The following is a 19002-nucleotide window of genomic DNA, read 5'->3' on the forward strand; positions in this document are numbered from 1 at the left end:
ATGGACAAAAAGAGGAGAATAAAATATATAGATTTGTGCAAAGGCTTAGGAATCTTGATGGTAACATGGGGACATATTACGAAGCTTGGTAATCCAGTTGATACATGGGCGGCATCATTCAAGATGGCAATTTTCTTTGTTGCCGCCGGATATCTGATCCAGTATGCAGATTCTTATCGGACACAGACATTAAAGGGGTATGCAGTAAAGTTATTGAAGTCATTGATGCTGCCATATGTCTTATTTAGTATTTTGTCGATTGGATTTCGATTTGCAACGATGATCATGAAGCACAGAATTGATATTCCGGCGATCAAATCTTATATTTTAGCAACGATCACATTAAGAGGAACATTTGCACTATGGTTTTTACCGGTGTTATTTATTGCGGAGATCCTGTTTTTCTGTCTTATCAAATATCTTCCGAAATGGATGAGGATCGTGATATTGATCGTGATACCTGTTTTTGGAATTTGGGAGTCTTATTTTATCAGACACTTGATCGTTTCAGTGGACCCATTAACATTTGAAAGAATATCATTTTTGATCTTACCGATCAGTAAAGCATTGATCGCATTATGGTTCTTGGAGATAGGACATATTGGATGTATGTTATTCAGTAAAGTAACATCCAGAGAAATCCGATTTATGATCGGACTGGTATTTACAATTGGAAATGTCTTTTTATCACAGCAAAATAATGGTGTAGATTTAAATAATATGTCTTTAGGTATTCACCCACCACTATTTTTTGTTACAGGAATCATTGGAGCTTTTGGAGCACTATTTGTCTTTGAATTTCTTGAAGATTGTATTCCGTTTACGATACTGAATTATTTTGGAAAGAATTCTTTGATATTAATGTGTACACAAAGACCGTTTTATATTATTTCTACTGCAACTGCAGGATGGAAGATCATATCAGGAATGCCAGGGATCATGGCATGGAGATATTATATTGACTGCCTTGGGGCAATGATCCTTGTGATGATCATTGAATACTCAATAATAACATTTGTTAATACAAAAGCTAAATTTTTGATCGGAAGATTTTAGATAGTTGAATAATCTGTTAAGGAATAGTATAATAGCAAGGTGTAAATTAAAAATATCAAAATGGAGAAGTACAGTGAAATCTTATATTGAAAATTTTAAAAAGTACAGATTCCTTTTATGGGAACTTGTAAAGAAAGGTGTTAAGTTAAAATACAGAAGATCATATTTAGGTATTTTATGGACACTGTTAGAACCGTTAATGACAATGATCGTACTAAGTGTAGTATTTGGTACATTGTTTGGAAACAAGGATCCACATTTCCCAGTATATATCTTATGTGGACGTTTGATGTATAGTTTCTTTTCATCTGCGACAAATGGTGCGATGAAAGCGATCAGGACGAATGCAGGAATGATCAAGAAAGTATATGTGCCAAAATATATTTATCCATTATCCAGTGTATTGTTTAATTATATTATTTTTGCTATCTCTTTGATCGTGTTGGTAGTAGTATCTATTGTTTTGAAGGTATATCCAACCATTTATCTGGCACAGGCGATCATTCCATTGATCTTATTACTGATCACAGCTTTTGGAGTTGGAATGATCCTATCTACGATGGCAGTATTCTTTAGAGACTTAGAATATTTATGGTCTGTAGGATTAATGATCATTATGTATGCTTCAGCAATTTTCTACAAACCAGAGAAGTTATTAAAATCAGGTTTTGGATGGATCTTAAAATGTAATCCATTATATCTTTTGATCCATAATTTTAGACAGGCTGTTTTTGGTATGCCGATGAATATGAAGTTTTTAGCTGCATCCATCGTGTTTGCAATCGTAAGTGTTATTGTAGGATTGATTTTCTTCTATAAGAAGCAAGATGAATTCATTCTGCATATTTAGGAGGGTATCATGGCAAAGAAAGAAGTATTGAAAGTTGAACATGTTGGAATGAAGTTTAACTTAAGTCAGGAAAAGGTTGATGATCTGAAAGATTATGTGATCAAGTTATTGAAACATCAGATTTCATATAATGAATTCTGGGCATTAAAAGATATTAATTTTACCCTTAACAAAGGGGATCGACTTGGAATCCTTGGATTGAATGGAGCTGGAAAGAGTACGCTGTTAAAGGTTATTGCAGGGGTATTAAAAGCAACGGAAGGAACTGTGACAGCCAAGGGGAAGATCGCTCCATTGCTTGAATTAGGTGCTGGATTTGATCAACAGTATACAGGACGTGAGAATATTTATCTTTATGGAGCAGTTCTTGGATTCTCAAAGAAGTTCTTAGATGAGAAGTTAGATGAGATCATAGAGTTCTCAGAACTGGGCAAATTTATAGATGTCCCAGTTAAGAACTATTCTTCAGGTATGAAATCAAGACTTGGATTCTCTGTTGCAACATTAGTGGAACCAGATATCTTGATCCTGGATGAAGTATTATCTGTCGGAGATGCGAAATTCCGAAAGAAAAGTGAAGCAAAGATCATGAGTATGTTTGACAAGGGAGTTACAGTATTATTTGTATCTCATTCTTTAGATCAGGTAAAGAGATTATGTAATAAGGCAATCCTACTTGAAAAAGGAAAGATCATTTCTCATGGATCGATTGAAGAAGTAAGTAAAGTATACGAAGAGAAAACAAAGTAAGATAGAAGACACGGAGGTGTGATATGAGAAAAGTAATCACATATGGAACATTTGATTTACTGCATGCGGGACATATCAATTTATTGCGCAGAGCAAAAGAATTAGGTGATTATTTAATTGTAGTTGTATCAACAGATGAGTTTAACTGGAATGAAAAACAGAAAAAATGTTATTTCAGTTATGAAGAAAGAAAAAAACTGGTAGAAGCAGTTCGTTATGTGGATCTTGTGATTCCAGAAGAAAATTGGGATCAGAAGATTTCCGATGTGAAAGAATATCATGTAGATACATTTGTTATGGGAGATGACTGGAAAGGTAAGTTTGATTTCTTAAAAGATTACTGTGAAGTCGTATATCTTCCAAGAACAGAAGGAATTTCTACAACAAAGATCAAACAGGATCTTGGATTAAACGGAACAACAGCGAATAAATAGCAAGAGTTATGAATTAAGATATAAGAGGAATTTCGTTGACAATAGAGGTTATGAACGGCTAGAGACGGAATTCTTCTTTTCTGCGTTATCAAACAAAAAGAATTTAAGATAATGCTATAGATGAAAGGATTAGTTTTTGATGCAGTTTATAGAAATTAGCAATATTTTTAAAAGTGAAAAAAAGAGATATAAAGTTACCGCAGTTTTAAAATTACTGGTCGTGTTTGCATTGCTTGGATTCTTTTTATCAAATAAGCCAATGTATCATGTGCAGACTGATTTTTACCTGAAACGTATGGGATTTGTATTTTTGGCATGTTTTTGGATGGTATTTGTAACAGTTTGCGACATTCGTTTGAGTCAGAAGGTTGACAGGGCTTTTGTGATCATTCTTGGAGTGATCGCACCAGTTATGGGATGGATCTTGTCAGAATTTTTGATCAATGAAGCAGAGTGTGCATTTCCGCCGACACAGTTCTATCAGAAAGAGCCACTTTGGATCGTTTTAAGTTTTGCAATGATCATTTTGGTGGATCTGCTGATCATATTTTTGACGAACAGCATCAGAGTTGGATCAGTGATCGTACCATTTGTATTGTTTATCTTTGCGGTAGTTGTATGTGTTGTATATGAATTTCGCGGGATTCCGATGATGGCACCAGATATTTTAACAGTACAGACGGCTACTAGCGTGATGGGTAATTATACATTCAAATTGACGTTTGAACAATATAGTGTGATCTTGGTATGTATGGCATTTTTCTTTACATTTTTAAGACTTCATGAGGTAAAGGTTACAGAAAAAAGAGTATTTCACATTGCAGGATTTATTGTTGTTGCATTAGGATGCGGATTGTTCACAAATCAGATCATACTGTCTGATTTTATGGAAGAGCACCAGATCAATATTCGTATGTTCCGTCCAATGGAAAGTTATCAAAAATATGGAGGCGTGCTGACATTTGCAAGAAGTGTTGGATATGCGGTCGTGAAGAAGCCAGAAGGATATACAACAGCGAAGGTTGATCAGATCATTCAGGAATATGAAAAGAAATCAGCGAATGAACAGCAAAGTACAGTAAAGCAATATCCGAATATCATAACAGTTGTCAATGAAACATTCGCAGATATTAAGGTGCTGGGAGATTTTAAGACGAACGAAGATTATATGCCCTATTTCCACAGTTTGAAGAAGAATTGTGTGACAGGATATACGTATGCATCGATTGTAGGTGGTCAGACAGCGAATACAGAATTTGAATTGTTGACAGGGAATACTCTTGGATTTTTATCAGCTGGAACGACAGCATTTCAGCTTTATATTCATGGGCAGATGCCTTCACTAGTTAGTAATCTAAAGGCAGAAGGATATTCTGGAAATAAAGCGATGCATCCGTTCAATCCGTATAATTATAATCGACCAGCTGTATATAAAGATTTTGGATTTACGGATTTTATTGATAAATTTGACTTTCCTAAGAATGTAAAAAGGGTTAGAGAGTATATTTCTGATGAGGCAAATGTAGATCGCATTATTTCTGAATATGAAAAGAATCGTAAGAAGACAGATCAGCCATTTTATATGTATAATATGACGATCCAGAATCACAGTCCTTATGATAAGGATGCAGCCAACTTTAAACAGCCGATCAAGATTGAAAGCAGCAAATATGATGCTGAGGCCAACAGATATCTAAATCTGATCAAATATTCAGATGACAGTTTAAAACAGCTGACAAGTTATTTTGAAAAATGTAAAGAGCCAACGATCATTTTATTTTTAGGAGATCATCAGCCAAGATTGACAGATGAATTTATGAATAAGATCACAAACGGTCAATATCAGACTTGGAGCAGCGAACAGATGATGAAGCGTTATCAGGTACCATTCGTGATCTGGGCCAATTATGACATTAAAGAACAGCATATAGAGAAGACAAGCATGAATTATATCCAAAGTATCCTGACCAAGACAGCTGGAGTAAAGATGACAGGATATCAGAGATTTTTAAATGAGGTCCGAAAAGAAGTTCCAACGATCACATCGCAGGGATATTGGGGAAAGAATGGAAAATTTTATCAGATTAATGATAAAGGATCACCATATTATGGTATAATACAGAAGTATCGTATGATTCAGTACAATATGATGTTTGATAAGAAGAATCGCAGAGATTCATTCTTTGAAGTAAGTAAATAGGAGTGCACGTATGAAGCAACTGATTAAGAATATTACGATTCAGATATATAAAGTATTAACATATCTGATTCCAGTAAATAAAAAGATGATTATATTTCAGAGCAGCAATGGACGTAACTATACAGGAAATCCAAGATACATCTATGAAGAGATGGTAAGAGAAGGCCTTGATCAAGAATATGAATGTATCTGGTTTTTCTTTGATACAAGTATAGAAGTTCCAGGTAAATGCAAGAAGATAAGGAATAATTATTTCCCATATTTTTGGTATTTAATGAGAGCAGGAATCTGGGTATTTGATAGTCGTCAGCCATTATATGTGCGTAAGAAGAAGCATATCACATACATTCAGACATGGCACGGAACGCCGCTTAAGAAGCTTGCGCTTGATATGGACCGAATGGATATGGGTGGAAGTACGGATATTGAGAATTATCATGAACAGTTTAGAGTAACATGTAAGGATTGGGATTATCTAGTATCACAGAATAAGTTTTCTACAGATATTTTCAGATCATGTTTTGCATTTAAAGATCGTCCGATCTTACAGATCGGATATCCAAGGAATGATATTTTGATCAATGATAATTCTCCTACTAAGATCAGAGAATACAAAGAAAAACTTGGACTTCCATTGGATAAGAAGATCATATTATATGCTCCAACTTGGAGAGATAATGAATATAGCGAGAAAGGAAAGTACAAATTTGCTTCAAAACTAGATTTTGATAAAGCAAAGGAGGCATTATCAGATGAATATATATTCATTGTAAAATATCATTATCTTGTATCAGATAAGATTGATTGGACACCATATAAAGGATTCGTTTATACATTCGACGAGACAAAAGATATTGCATGGTTATACCTTGTGTCAGATATGTTGATCACGGACTATTCTTCTGTAATGTTTGATTATAGTATTCTTAACAGGCCGATGTTATTCTTTGCATATGATCTGGAAGACTACAAGGAGAATCTGAGAGGATTTTATTTTGACTTTGTCAATGATATTCCAGGACCGATTTCAAGAGATACAGATCAGTTGATCAAAGATATTAAAGAATATAATGAAGATAGTTGGAAAGAAAAATATAAGAATTATCATGATAAATTCAATGGCATAGATGATGGACATGCTTCACAGAAGGTCGTTGACGTGATAAAGAAGGTAAGCAGATAGAGATCTGCTGAACAATAACACAGTCAGGAGGTTTGAAAATAATATGGTAACGATTCTGTTAGCGACATTGAATGGAGAGGATTATTTAAAAGCGCAGTTAGAATCAATTGCAGCTCAGACCTATGAAAACTGGCAGCTGGTCGTGGGTGATGATGGTTCTACGGATGGTACGATCAGCATTCTTGAAGAATTCAGTAAACAATATCCGGAACAAGTGACGATCATTAAGAATGACCCGCCACAGGGAAGTGCCAAAGACAATTTTATTTCACTGATCCAAAATTCTTACGGACCGTATTTTATGTTTTGTGATCAGGATGATGTGTGGAAACCAGATAAGATTTATCTGACATTACAGAAGATGGAAGCGTTAGAGGCAAGATATGGAGAGAAAACACCGATCTTGGTTCATTCAGATCTGTCAGTTGCAGATCATAACTTAGAGATGGTTGCAGAGTCATTCTTTCAGTATGCGAATATTCCAAAGAGAATTGTATTGAATCAATTGATGGTACAAAATTCTGTGACAGGGTGTACGATGATGATCAATCGTTGTCTGCAACAATATTTTTTACGGCCGTTACCGATGTCTAAGATCATCATGCATGATTATTGGGCGGCATTGATCGCGAAAGTGTTTGGTAAGATTGGTTTTGTAAATGAGCCAACGATGTATTACCGTCAGCATGGCAATAATTCTGTTGGTGCGAAAGATGCAAAGAATCCCGTCTTTTTGTATCATCGTCTCAAAGAAGGAAAGAACAGCTATCGCCGTATGATGATCGAATCTATGGAGCAGATGCAGGGATTTGTTGAGACATATGGGGAAGAGATTGATAATCTGGATGTTTATGAACTTCTTGAGAGTTATGGAGAATTGTATTATAAAGGAAAGATCAAACGATTGAGTTTTTATAAAAATCATCACGTATTAAAGGAAGGAAATATCCGAAAGCTGATGCAGTGGCTTTGGGGATAGGAATATTTATGAAAAAAGCATTAGGACTTGCAGGAAAATATGTGATCATGTTTCTGTCGTGTTTATTTCCAAGAAGCAGAAAGATATATATCTTTGGAGCATGGCTTGGAGAACAGTTTGCAGACAATCCCAAATATCTGTTTTTAGAAGCACAAGAACATAAAGAGATCCGTCCGATATGGATCACGAAGAATGAATCAGTCTGCAGAAAAGTCAGGAAGCTTGGATATGAAGCTTATATGTTTGACAGTTTCAAAGGGATTTTAATGCAGCTTCGGGCCAAATATGTGGTAGTCTGCAATGGGATCAGTGATGTAAATCATACATTTATGGGACGAGCAGTATTCTTAAATCTTTGGCATGGGGTTCCATTAAAGAAAGTTGGCTATGATGATGATAAGGTCAAGAATTGGGATAGCAAGGGTCAGAAAATCCGAAGAATGATTCAGGAAATCCCATTAGGAAAAGAGTATGTAGTAGCAACAAGTGATTTTTATGCTCCGATCTATGAAAGTGCATTTCGAAGATCAAAGAGTCATATCATAACATTGGGACAGCCAAGGAATGATATATTCTATGATCAAAGTGGAAAATTTCATGCTTCTCATCAGTTGTCAAAAGCGGCAAAAGGAAAGAAAGTCATCTTATATACGCCGACACACAGGAAAGAAGGTAAAGTGGCATTTCCTTTGGAAGAACATTTTGATTTTAAAGTGCTCAATGATTGGTGTATCCAAAATGATATTTTGTTCGTGATCCGGCGCCATTTTTATCATAAAGATGAGAAAGTAGATTTCTCCATGTATTCTAATATAACAGATATCACAGAGAAATCCATGGATATTCAGGAATTATTAATGGATACGGATATTCTGGTTACAGATTATTCAAGCACATATATAGATTATCTATTACTGGACCGGCCGGTAGTCTTTTATAATTTTGATTATCACGATTATCTGGAGCATGATCGTGGTATGTATTGCGATTATGAGAAGGCGGCTCCGGGATATAAGGCAGAGACATTTGAAGCCTTGATGGAAGAATTCGAACGTCTGGTACAAGGCGACGATCATTTTAAAGAGGTTAGAAGGCAGGCAAGGGATTTCTTTTATTGCAAAGAAGGCCAGGGAATGGTTGGCGAAACATTGTTAGGGATCTTGAAGAATATAAAATAAAAAGAAGCTTTTGATCTATGAGTGAATCCATAGATCGAAAGCTTCTTTTTGCATTTTGAGTTGATATTCAGGATTAATATCCAGCACGATAAATGATCTTCTGATTGATACGGCTAAGCTCATCACTGACTTGATAATCCGATGTACCAAAGAGGTATTTATGTGCGCGGATCGCATTTTCTTTCAATGTTGAAGGGAATCCATAATAAGTACCATAATAACGGAGCTCTTTCTGGTCCCAAGGGAATCCCTGCTGATCTTTGATGTCATACTTGAAAACAGATAAGAACATATCAAACAATTCATCCTGACTCATATTTGTCTTTACCTGAGGAAGTATCTCATCCATAACAGACATCATCTTCAAAGGATTTTTCTTGGCTTTGTCAAAAATCTTCTGAAGGACTTCTCGTTGTCTTCCGGCTCTGGCAAGGTCACCGCCAGCGGTATAACGGATTCTGGAATAAGCAACAGCTTGATTTCCATCCAGAGTATAAGTACCGGCAGAAGAAAGTTTTGGAGAATGTCCACCGTTGATACGATTCATGTCACCGATATAAGCATTTAAATTCTTTAAGATGCTTTTATCGACTTTTAATTCGATTCCGCCAACAGCATCAACGATATCAGCAAGAATCTTAAAGTTTACAGTTGCGTATTTTTCAATATTCAGATCAAGATTACGATTGATCGTGCTGATCGCAAGCTCTGGACCACCCCAGGAATAAGCGGCATTGATCTTACTGTATTTTCCATTAATACTTACATATGTATCACGATAGATCGATAACAGTTTGACATCTTTGGTTGAATTGTTGATGCTGACAACTATGATAGAATCAGAACGGTTTCCACGATCTGACATACTTCCAGTCTGAGAATCAATTCCGAAAAAAGCATAGTTGGTATAGTCAGTCATATTGCTATCTTTGTTTACAGTGACAAGCTGGCTGTGGTCAAGACTTTTTGTTGATATTTTCCCAAGTTTTTTGTGAACTGTGGAAAGCGTAAGTCCGACTAATACAGCGATCACAAGAATGAGAATGATCAAGATCCGAAGTGGAGATCTTCTTCTTCTTCGTTTTCGCTTTGTGTGTTTGGCATGTTTTGTATGCTGTGCTGTCATAATGTATCCCTCCAGATTTCCTTAAATAGTTAAGTTTGTACAGAAAAAAGGATGAAAAACTCCATCCTTTTCTTGCTGTTTAATATGCATTTTTATTGACAAATCCCTTAAAGAATGTAAGAAATAATATCTTGATATCAAGTCCCAAAGACCAATTCTCAATATAATACAGGTCATGCTCGATTCTGCTTCGGATGGAAGTATCACCACGGAATCCATTGACCTGAGCCCATCCAGTAATACCTGGACGAACTTGATGCTTGATCATATAACGAGGAATCTCTTCTTTAAATTTCTCGACAAACAAAGGTCGTTCTGGACGTGGCCCGATCAGACTCATATCGCCTTTTAATACATTCCAGAATTGAGGAAGTTCATCAAGGCTTGTCTTACGGATCACACGTCCAACAGGTGTAACACGGACATCGTTCTTGGTTGTCCATTCTTTGGCCTCTTTCTTAGGGTCCTGTACACCCATGGAACGGAATTTGTACATCTTAAAAGGTTTATTCCCAAGACCGATTCGTTCTTGGGCAAAAATGATCGGTCCAGGAGAACTCTTCTTCACAAGGATCGCAACGATAAGCATGATCGGTGAGAATAAGATCAACGCAATGATAGAACCGATAATATCGATCAGACGTTTGATCAGTTTATTCATCGTATTTGTTAATGGTACGTTACGGATATTGATAACTGGGAGTCCGTCCAGATCTTCGGTGTATGGGTTTGTGGAAATAAAGTTATAGTAATCTGGAACAAACTTTGTATGCACACCAGACTTCTCACAGATCGCAACGATCTGTTCCAGTTTATGGTATTCATTCAGATTCAGAGTGATCGCAACTTCATCAAGAGATGTCTTCTCAAGATAAGCGGCAAGATCTGAAAGTGTACCGATCTTCTTGATTCCACGATATTCAAAATTATCACTGACAAGATCATCAAAAATCCCATGAACCTTTAAGCCCCATTGAGGATTTGATTTGATGCGGTCGATATATGCAGCTGCTGAAGTACTGAAACCGATAAATACCGTATGTTTGATATTGCGTCCTTTCTTACGATTCGTTTTCAAAATCCTGCGTATGATATATCTGGATAAAAGACCAAAAATAAAGTTAAATAAATAAAATAACAGATATAAAGAACGAGGAAAGTTCTGAATCTGCCATACAGTGATCACAAATGCAGAAAGTCCAAGTCCGATCAGGTTCGCTTTGACCAGATTCACAAGTTCCTTGGAACCACGCTGGTAACGCTTTGGTGTATAAAGACCAAAGAACGAATACAATAACAATAACAGGATCAAAGAGCTGATCAGCGGTTTCTGATATTGATAAAACTCTGGATAATAGCGGTTGAGATCGAAAATCTCCTGATTCAGCCAGAATCCAAAGATCGTGCATTTAAATCTTATATACCATGCTGCAAATCCTGCAAAATAAATGCAGACAGCATCTATCACGACATGCAGTCTGTTTAAGTAAGTTTGGTTTTGTTTGATCATATGATAAATACTCCTTTTTCACTTCCTTCTATTATAAGGGATAAAAAGAGATCATACAATGACAAATGACTTAACTTTTTCTTATTTTTGTATTTTGTACTTATTGACACTCTCATCATTTTCACGAAAAATGAGAAAAAAGAGGAAATCATTTTTTAGTAACATATTAATCACAGTTTTTACACATTTATAAGATATATTTATCTCATAAAAGATAAAGATTGAAATAAAAGATCAGGATTGAAAGGAGAATTAATCATGAGTGAATATAATACAAATCAGGATGGACAGTGGAAGACTTCCGATCAGTGGAGAGCGGAGGAAGCGAACGACCATTCCAATCCTAAGAAAAACAAAAATGGCGGCAGAGGAAAATATGTTGCAAAATTAGCAGCATCTGCAGTAGCTTTTGGATTGATCGCAGGGCTTGTGATGCAGGGAGTCACATATGGATTTAGCAGAGCAGGCATTGGAAATGGTGCAACACAGCTTGCAACAACGAAGACAACAAGCAGCAGTTCAAGTACCAGCAGTAATGACCTCTCAGGTGTATCAAAAAATGTTATGCCATCGATCGTATCGATCACAGGAAAGTTCGAGACAACAAGCCAGAGTTGGTTTGGACAGACACAAAGCAGTGAATCCGAAGGTGTTGGTTCAGGTATCATCATTGGCAAGAAAGATGGTAAGATTTTGATCGTTACAAATAACCATGTTGTAGCAGATGCCAAATCTTTATCCGTAGGATTTGTGGATGGAAAGAGTGCAAGTGCAACCATTCGTGGTACTGACAGCGATGCGGACTTAGCCGTTGTAGAAGTAGATACAAAGAACATGAAATCTTCTACCTTAAAGAAGATCGCAGTGATCACATTAGGAGATTCCTCAAAATTACAGACAGGAGAAAGAGCGATCGCAATTGGTAATGCATTAGGATATGGACAGTCTGTCACAGGTGGTTATATCAGTGCATTAAATCGTCAGGTACAGTTGACAGACAAGACAATGACACTGATTCAGACAGATGCAGCGATCAACCCTGGAAATAGTGGTGGTGCTTTATTAAATAGCAAAGGTGAATTAATTGGTATTAATACAGTTAAATATTCTTCAGAAGATGTAGAAGGAATGGGATATGCGATTCCGATCAATACAGCAAGACCGATCATCAATAAACTGATCAAGAATGAGGCAACAAGTGAGAGTGAACAGGCATATTTAGGTGTATCAGGTCAGACGATCGACAGCTCTATGGCAAGCCAGTTTGATATGCCATCTGGTGTTTATGTACAGCAGGTGATCAAGAGTTCCCCAGCCCAGAAAGCAGGCATCAGTGCAGGAGATGTGATAGTATCCTTTAATGGAAGCAACGTTTCTACAATGGATGGATTAAAAGAAAAGATTTCAAACCTGAAAGCAGGCAAGAAAGTTAAAGTTGTTGTAAAACGTCAGAATCAGATGGGTACTTATGAGAAGAAGACACTGACAGTTACTCTTGGAAAGAAATCAGATGCACCAAGCACAAGCAGTAACAGCAGCAATAGCAATAGTAATAACAGCAATAGTTACAACAATAATTATAATAATGAAAGTTCTAACAGCCAGTATTATAGTTTTGGACAGTAAAACCGGTTGAAAAAAGAACCAAAGAAAGATACAATAAAATGGAACCCTGTGAGTAGGCAGGGTTCCATTTTTTAGTCAGGAGAATATGCCTATGGTTATGATCGAAATTGAAAATATTAAGAAGTTTATGGCAGGTTTTTTAGGAGGAAATCTTTTTGATGATTTCTTGATGAGCGAAGGAAAACTGTCCATGAACATTTCGTATGAATTTGATGGAAAGATCTTAAAAGAATTTTATGATACAGAAGAATGGAAAGAGATGAAACAATATCCATATGTAACGTGGGAAGAAGAGAAAGAAAAAATATTTTCTCTCGTAAAAGGGAAGAAGACACCGCTGTCTTTTCAATTTGTGATGATGTTAAAACCAGATCTTTCTCCAGAGTTTCTTGCCAAATATAATCTTGCAGTCCGAGAAGATGAAATAGCAGGATTATTTATCAACATTTTATACGACCGACAGGGATTAAAGTGTACATCAGGAGTGTCCAGAAAGACATTTGTACTGGATAAGACTTTGGAAGAAGCGTGGGATCAGGAAGTGAAAGAAAGATTTTTAACAAAGTACCTGTAAAATTTTTCACAAACTTCGGGAACTTAAAAGAAACTTTGTTTGCATGTTTCTTTTTGCGTAGATATATGTTAGAATAAGTAGTAATGAATACCAGATAAGAAAGTTGTAAAAAGGAGATACGAATATGAGTTTTCATATTGTTTGTGACAGCTGTACGGATTTGACAGAAGAAGATTTAAAAAAAGGATGTTATACTTTAGTACCCCTGACATTATTAGTGGATGGAGAAGAAATCATAGATGATGAAACATTTGATCAGGCAGATTTCTTAGCAAAGGTTGCAGCAAGTAAAGAGTCTGTGAAGTCAGCATGCCCTGCACCAGAGAGTTATATGGAAGCATATTCCAAGGCAGATGATATATATGTGGTAACATTATCTGCAGAATTAAGTGGATCATACAACAGTGCAGTTTTAGGAAAGAATCTATATGAAGAAGAGAACGGAACAAAGAATATTCATGTAGTGAATTCCAGAGGAGCCGCTACGACTCAGGTTCTGATCGCACGTAAGCTCAACGAATATGCAAGTCAGGGAATGCCATTTGAAGAAGTGGTTGATAAGATTGAAGAGTATACAACGAGTCTTAGAACATATTTTGTTTTGGAGACACTAGAAGTACTAAGAAAGAACGGAAGATTATCAAGACTATCTGCAACGATCGCCGGTGCATTAAATATCAAACCAGTCATGATCGGTACAAGAGACGGCGTGATCCAGAAAGCAGCCCAGGCAAGAGGAATGAAGAAAGCACTCGCGAAGATGGTAGAACACATGGGAAGCGAAGGAAGAGATCTCACAAGAAGACAATTTGTCATTTCACACTGCAATTGCTACGAGAGAGCTGTTTACGTGAAAGAATTGATCAAGAAGCACTTACACGCAGAAGACGTTGATATTGTAGATACTAAAGGAGTCAGCAGTTTGTATGCATGCGATGGAGGAATCATTGTATCATATTAGATTCTGGTTACTTGAATAGACGTGTATATAAGTGATAGAAATAAACATCCACTTAAATTTTCCAAGTTTATAATTGTCTACACGATAGACTTCTGATATATGATAAAAAATAAATAAACGATCGGGAGAGCAGCATTAGAATTTTGCTCTCCCGATCGTTTATTTATTTTTTATCATATATTCAAAATCTATAGTTGGCTAACTACAACTTAAAATTGTTACAAAATTAACGTGATTATGCACAAAAATGAGCTGGATTGTTACAAAATTAACGTACAAATTGCACAAAAAAACACTTGAATTTGTCGAAAAATGTGCGTATAATGAGAGTCAATATACTGATATAGAGGAATTAAGGAGGATGAGTCATGAGTCGTTTGGAATTAAGGTCTCCGAACCAGGCACAGCTGGTTGTGGAAGGTCTTTATAAGGATTTGGAACGAAGAATCGAGTCAAGCCCGCCAGGGTTATGTCCGGTTGATATGTCCAGAGCATTTTTGGAGATCTGTCATGCACAGAGCTGTGGAAAGTGTGTTCCATGTCGTGTAGGACTTGGACAGTTAAAGAATCTGATCACTGATGTTTTAGATGGCAAAGCAACGATCCGAACTTTAACAGAGATACATGAAACAGCAAAATCCATTATGGAATCTGCAGATTGTGCGATTGGCTATGAGGCAGCCAATATGGTATACAAAGGAGCCATTGGATTTAAAGATGATTATGTAGAACATATCATGTATCATCGATGCTTAAGTACGTTAAAACAGCCAGTGCCATGTGTATCCAGATGTCCTGCGAGAGTGGATATTCCGGGATATATTGCGTTGGTGCGTGAAGGAAGATATGAGGATGCGATCCGTCTGATCAGAAAAGATAATCCATTTCCAACAACATGTGGATTTATCTGCGAGCATCCATGTGAAGCATTATGCCGTAGAAATATGATCGATGATGCGGTGAATATCCGTGGATTAAAACGTATGGCAGCAGATGCAGCAGGATACGTTGCACCGCCAGAATGTGCAGAATCTACAGGGAAGAATATTGCCGTTGTAGGTGGTGGACCAGGTGGATTAAGTGCAGCATATTTCTTACAATTGATGGGGCATCAGGTAACCGTATATGAGATGCTTCCAAAACTTGGAGGAATGTTACGTTATGGAATTCCAAACTACAGACTGCCAAAAGAACGCTTAGATGATGATATTCAGGCAATCTTAGACACAGGAGTCAAAGTAGATTGTGGAAAAGCTATCGGCAAAGATTATTCCATTGTGGATTTAAAAGAAAAATATGATGCTGTACTGATCACGATCGGTGCAAGCACAGATAAGAAGTTAGGATTAGAAGGCGAAGATGCCAAAGGCGTTATTTCAGCGGTACAGTTCTTAAGAAATGTCGGATATGGAACACAGGAAAGCCTGGAAGGAAAAGAAGTTGCCGTGATCGGTGGTGGAAATGTTTCCATGGATGCAGTTCGTACATCTGTAAGATTTGGTGCGAAGAAAGTCAGCATCGTATATCGAAGAAGAGTTGCCGATATGACAGCACTTCCAGATGAGATTTCAGGAGCAGAAGCAGAAGGTGTTGAGATCAAGACATTGATGGCACCTTCAAGAATCGAGAAAGACGAAGAAGGCAATGTCAAAGGTATATGGGTAACACCACAGATGATCAGTAATATCAAAGGTGGAAGAGCATCTGTAAAGCCAACAGGGGAAGATGACGTATTTATCCCATGTCAGACACTGATTGTAGCAATCGGTCAGGATATCGAATATCAGCACTTCGAAGAAGCAGGAGTTCCCGTACAGAGAGGAAAGATCAACGTAGAGAAATTTGGTGGATTCGAAGAGATGCCAGGAGTATTTGCAGGTGGAGACTGTGCGACAGGTCCATCCACAGTTATTTCAGCAATCGCAGCAGGTAAAGTTATCGCAGCCAATATCGATGAATATCTGGGATATCATCATGAAATTACAGCAGATGTTGAGATTCCAGAACCTAAGTTAGAAGATAAACCAGCATGTGGAAGAGTTAATCTTACAGAGAGAGAAGCTGGAGAGAGAGTTAAAGACTTTGAAGGAGTCGAAAACTGTATGACAGAGAAAGAAGCATGCCAGGAGGCAGGAAGATGTCTTCGCTGTGACCACTTTGGTTATGGTATTTTCAAAGGAGGTAGGGATACAAAATGGTAAATATTACAATAGATAACCACACGATCGCTGTACCTTCTGGAACAACGATCATGGAAGCAGCAGCCTCCATTCATATACCGATTCCAAAGCTTTGTTATTTAAAAGATATCAATGAGATTGGAGCGTGCAGAGTCTGCGTTGTAGAAATTGAAGGACAGGATCATCTGGTAACATCCTGTAATAACGTGGTAGAAGAAGGAATGACGATCTATACCAACAGTCCGAAAGTACGCAGAAACCGAAAACATACGGTAGAGATGATCCTTTCCCAGCACGATGCACAATGTGCAACTTGTGTAAGAAGCGGAAATTGTACACTTCAGACGGTTGCTAATGATCTGAATATTGTAGACAGCCCTTATAAGAAGGAGATCTGTATCGAAGAATGGGATACAAGATATCCATTGGTACGTGATGCAAGCAAATGTGTCAAATGTATGCGTTGTATACAAGTATGCGACAAGATTCAGGGAATGCATATCTGGGATGTATCTGGAACTGGAGCAAGAACAACAATTGGAGTTTCAGAAAACAGAGATATCAAAACAGCAGATTGTGCATTATGTGGACAGTGTATCACACATTGTCCAACAGGAGCATTACGTGAACGAGATGATACAGACAAATTATATCGTGCATTAGAAGATAAAGATACGATCGTGGTAGCACAGATTGCACCAGCAGTTCGTGCTGCATGGGGAGAAAGTCTTGGATTATCAAGAGAAGAAGCAACAGTTGAGAAGATCGTAGATGCACTTCGAAGGATCGGTGTAGATTATGTATTTGATACAACATTTTCAGCAGATCTTACGATCATGGAAGAAGGAACGGAATTTGTCGAGAGATTTACAAATGGAGATCTTGATATGTATCCAATGTTTACATCCTGTTGTCCAGGATGGGTACGTTTCATCAAATCTCAGTATCCACAGATGGTAAACAGATTATCTTCCGCCAAATCTCCACAGGAGATGTTTGGGGCAGTGATGAAGACTGCGTTTGCAAAGAAGATGAACATCGACCCAGACCGCATTTTTGCATTATCCATTATGCCATGTGTTGCGAAGAAAGATGAAAGAGAGAAACCATTATTCCATGGTGAGTTTGCAGGACATGGAGTTGACTGTGTGTTAACAACAAGAGAATTGGACCGTCTGATCCGTGCTGACCATATTGATCCAAAGACATTAAAAGATGCAGCCTTTGATACTCCGTTTACTGAGGGAACCGGAGCAGGAGTGATCTTTGGAGCAACTGGCGGAGTTATGGAAGCGGCGCTGCGTTCTGCGTATTACCTGATCACAGGAAAGAATCCAGAAGTAGATGCATTTAAACAGATCCGTGGAGTGAACAAAAACGGATGGACAGAAGCCAAATTTGAAATTGCTGGCAATACGATAGATATCGCAGTTGTGAGTGGACTTCAGAATACAAGGAATCTGATGGAAGCGATCCAGAAGAGAGAAGTACACTATCATTTTGTAGAAGTCATGGCCTGTCCAGGCGGATGTGTAGGTGGAGGCGGACAGCCGATCCATGAAGGAAAAGAACTGGCGTCTGACCGTGGATCCAACCTGTACTTCCTGGATAAGACAGCCCATTTGAGATTTTCACACGAGAATCCAGATATCAAACATCTGTATGATGAATACTTTGGATCACCGGGAAGTCATAAAGCACATCAGTTACTGCATGTGCAAAAATAGCTGTTAATACCTTTTAATAAAGAAACTCCAGACATTTAGAAGATACAAATTCTAAATGTCTGGAGTTTCTCTCTTTTTAAATCACATTACCATCTTGGATTGTCAAGTACAGTTACTTCGTCATTGATCTCACAAACAATATGGCGGTATCCTTTGGTTTCGATCGTTCCATAATCATGTCCTGCATCTGCATCAAATACATAAAAAGCAGTCAGGACTTCATCTCCAGTATTAATGGTGCGGTGAGCATATCCGCGGGGAACATACAATGCTTTTCCTTTCTCCATCCGTTCAACCCGCCAATCACCGTCAAGGCTTTCAAGCATCATATACCCTTCGCCTTTTAATGTATAATAAACTTCGGCAGTGTCTACGATCTGATGAAAATGTCCTTTCGTCATATAATATTCATTTCCAATCTTCCCAGGATGGATCATCGTTGTGCCGAATGCAAGATCACCAGCACGCTCTGGGCATCCAAGTTCATAAAACTCATAGATCAAAGGGTCTTCGTGTTTAAGAATTTCTTCAACAGCTTCTTGATCCTGATACATATTTTTCATCTGGGAAAGATAACGCTTTGTAGTATCTGCGTGCTTGGAAAGTCCGTTATTTAGATTAAAATCCAAAGTAAAAGCCTGATCCCAGTTAAACTGATTCATAAAATA

At 37.4% G+C, this 19002-nt stretch carries 16 protein-coding genes; 13 read left to right on the plus strand and 3 right to left on the minus strand.

Going from position 1 to position 19002, the window contains the following annotated elements:
• From QUE18_RS02855 to QUE18_RS02890, 8 genes are all read left to right on the plus strand, one after another.
• Positions 1-1056 carry an acyltransferase family protein gene (locus QUE18_RS02855; RefSeq protein ID WP_009203949.1) on the plus strand — a complete coding sequence of 352 codons (1056 nt, stop codon included), beginning with the start codon at positions 1-3 and terminating at the stop codon, positions 1054-1056.
• A 73-nt stretch (positions 1057-1129) separates the two neighbouring features.
• A complete protein-coding gene (locus tag QUE18_RS02860; RefSeq protein ID WP_008394217.1) occupies positions 1130-1906 on the plus strand; it encodes an ABC transporter permease in 777 nt (258 codons plus the stop codon).
• A 9-nt stretch (positions 1907-1915) separates the two neighbouring features.
• Positions 1916-2656 (plus strand): ABC transporter ATP-binding protein, encoded by a 741-nt coding sequence (locus QUE18_RS02865; RefSeq protein ID WP_008394218.1) that lies wholly within the window; start codon positions 1916-1918, stop codon positions 2654-2656.
• Positions 2657-2679: 23 nt separating this feature from the next.
• Positions 2680-3090, plus strand: a complete 411-nt coding sequence (tagD, locus tag QUE18_RS02870; RefSeq protein ID WP_008394220.1) for a glycerol-3-phosphate cytidylyltransferase — start codon at positions 2680-2682, stop codon at positions 3088-3090.
• Positions 3091-3229: 139 nt separating this feature from the next.
• Complete coding sequence (locus QUE18_RS02875; protein ID WP_009203948.1) at positions 3230-5290, plus strand: LTA synthase family protein; 2061 nt, start codon at positions 3230-3232, stop codon at positions 5288-5290.
• A 10-nt stretch (positions 5291-5300) separates the two neighbouring features.
• Positions 5301-6473, plus strand: a complete 1173-nt coding sequence (locus QUE18_RS02880) for a CDP-glycerol glycerophosphotransferase family protein (protein ID WP_009203947.1) — start codon at positions 5301-5303, stop codon at positions 6471-6473.
• Positions 6474-6516: 43 nt separating this feature from the next.
• Positions 6517-7452 (plus strand): glycosyltransferase family 2 protein, encoded by a 936-nt coding sequence (locus tag QUE18_RS02885; RefSeq protein WP_008394224.1) that lies wholly within the window; start codon positions 6517-6519, stop codon positions 7450-7452.
• Between the two features lie 8 nt (positions 7453-7460).
• On the plus strand, positions 7461-8630 hold the full coding sequence (locus tag QUE18_RS02890) for a CDP-glycerol--poly(glycerophosphate) glycerophosphotransferase (protein WP_009203946.1): 1170 nt from the start codon (positions 7461-7463) through the stop codon (positions 8628-8630).
• 73 nt (positions 8631-8703) lie between these two features.
• Here QUE18_RS02890 and QUE18_RS02895 read toward each other — a convergent pair whose 3' ends face one another.
• Positions 8704-9756 (minus strand): LCP family protein, encoded by a 1053-nt coding sequence (locus QUE18_RS02895; protein WP_009203945.1) that lies wholly within the window; start codon positions 9754-9756, stop codon positions 8704-8706.
• A 79-nt stretch (positions 9757-9835) separates the two neighbouring features.
• On the minus strand, positions 9836-11266 hold the full coding sequence (locus QUE18_RS02900; protein WP_009203944.1) for an undecaprenyl-phosphate glucose phosphotransferase: 1431 nt from the start codon (positions 11264-11266) through the stop codon (positions 9836-9838).
• A 258-nt stretch (positions 11267-11524) separates the two neighbouring features.
• On the opposite strand from QUE18_RS02900, the gene QUE18_RS02905 reads away from it, so the two are divergent.
• The 5 genes from QUE18_RS02905 to QUE18_RS02925 all read left to right on the plus strand — a co-directional run bounded on the left by QUE18_RS02905 (position 11525) and on the right by QUE18_RS02925 (position 18334).
• On the plus strand, positions 11525-12892 hold the full coding sequence (locus QUE18_RS02905; protein ID WP_009203942.1) for a S1C family serine protease: 1368 nt from the start codon (positions 11525-11527) through the stop codon (positions 12890-12892).
• Between the two features lie 91 nt (positions 12893-12983).
• Positions 12984-13466, plus strand: a complete 483-nt coding sequence (locus tag QUE18_RS02910) for a DUF5721 family protein (RefSeq protein ID WP_015530723.1) — start codon at positions 12984-12986, stop codon at positions 13464-13466.
• A 124-nt stretch (positions 13467-13590) separates the two neighbouring features.
• Entirely contained in the window at positions 13591-14427 is an 837-nt protein-coding gene (locus QUE18_RS02915) for a DegV family protein (RefSeq protein WP_008394231.1), read from the plus strand.
• Positions 14428-14795: 368 nt separating this feature from the next.
• The gene (locus tag QUE18_RS02920; RefSeq protein ID WP_009203941.1) at positions 14796-16628 is read left to right on the plus strand and encodes an NAD(P)-binding protein; all 1833 of its coding nucleotides are present in this window, start codon (positions 14796-14798) and stop codon (positions 16626-16628) included.
• Complete coding sequence (locus QUE18_RS02925) at positions 16622-18334, plus strand: [FeFe] hydrogenase, group A (RefSeq protein WP_009203940.1); 1713 nt, start codon at positions 16622-16624, stop codon at positions 18332-18334. The genes QUE18_RS02920 and QUE18_RS02925 overlap by 7 nt, the downstream gene beginning before the upstream one ends.
• A gap of 86 nt (positions 18335-18420) precedes the next feature.
• On the opposite strand, the gene QUE18_RS02930 is transcribed toward QUE18_RS02925, so the two are convergent.
• Complete coding sequence (locus QUE18_RS02930) at positions 18421-18996, minus strand: glucose-6-phosphate isomerase family protein (RefSeq protein WP_009203939.1); 576 nt, start codon at positions 18994-18996, stop codon at positions 18421-18423.
• Between the last annotated feature and the right edge of the window lie 6 nt (positions 18997-19002).

It is taken from the genome of Anaerostipes hadrus ATCC 29173 = JCM 17467 (genome assembly GCF_030296915.1).
GTDB lineage: Bacteria > Bacillota > Clostridia > Lachnospirales > Lachnospiraceae > Anaerostipes > Anaerostipes hadrus.

Coding starts and splice junctions, on each gene's coding strand:
- QUE18_RS02930 (WP_009203939.1), bottom strand. CDS start 18,996: ATGAATCAGTTTAACTGGGATCAGGCTTTTACTTTGGATTTTAATCTA.
- QUE18_RS02855 (WP_009203949.1), top strand. CDS start 1: ATGGACAAAAAGAGGAGAATAAAATATATAGATTTGTGCAAAGGCTTA.
- QUE18_RS02890 (WP_009203946.1), top strand. CDS start 7,461: ATGAAAAAAGCATTAGGACTTGCAGGAAAATATGTGATCATGTTTCTG.
- QUE18_RS02915 (WP_008394231.1), top strand. CDS start 13,591: ATGAGTTTTCATATTGTTTGTGACAGCTGTACGGATTTGACAGAAGAA.
- QUE18_RS02885 (WP_008394224.1), top strand. CDS start 6,517: ATGGTAACGATTCTGTTAGCGACATTGAATGGAGAGGATTATTTAAAA.
- QUE18_RS02905 (WP_009203942.1), top strand. CDS start 11,525: ATGAGTGAATATAATACAAATCAGGATGGACAGTGGAAGACTTCCGAT.
- QUE18_RS02880 (WP_009203947.1), top strand. CDS start 5,301: ATGAAGCAACTGATTAAGAATATTACGATTCAGATATATAAAGTATTA.
- QUE18_RS02900 (WP_009203944.1), bottom strand. CDS start 11,266: ATGATCAAACAAAACCAAACTTACTTAAACAGACTGCATGTCGTGATA.
- QUE18_RS02920 (WP_009203941.1), top strand. CDS start 14,796: ATGAGTCGTTTGGAATTAAGGTCTCCGAACCAGGCACAGCTGGTTGTG.
- QUE18_RS02865 (WP_008394218.1), top strand. CDS start 1,916: ATGGCAAAGAAAGAAGTATTGAAAGTTGAACATGTTGGAATGAAGTTT.
- tagD (WP_008394220.1), top strand. CDS start 2,680: ATGAGAAAAGTAATCACATATGGAACATTTGATTTACTGCATGCGGGA.
- QUE18_RS02895 (WP_009203945.1), bottom strand. CDS start 9,756: ATGACAGCACAGCATACAAAACATGCCAAACACACAAAGCGAAAACGA.
- QUE18_RS02925 (WP_009203940.1), top strand. CDS start 16,622: ATGGTAAATATTACAATAGATAACCACACGATCGCTGTACCTTCTGGA.
- QUE18_RS02910 (WP_015530723.1), top strand. CDS start 12,984: ATGGTTATGATCGAAATTGAAAATATTAAGAAGTTTATGGCAGGTTTT.
- QUE18_RS02875 (WP_009203948.1), top strand. CDS start 3,230: ATGCAGTTTATAGAAATTAGCAATATTTTTAAAAGTGAAAAAAAGAGA.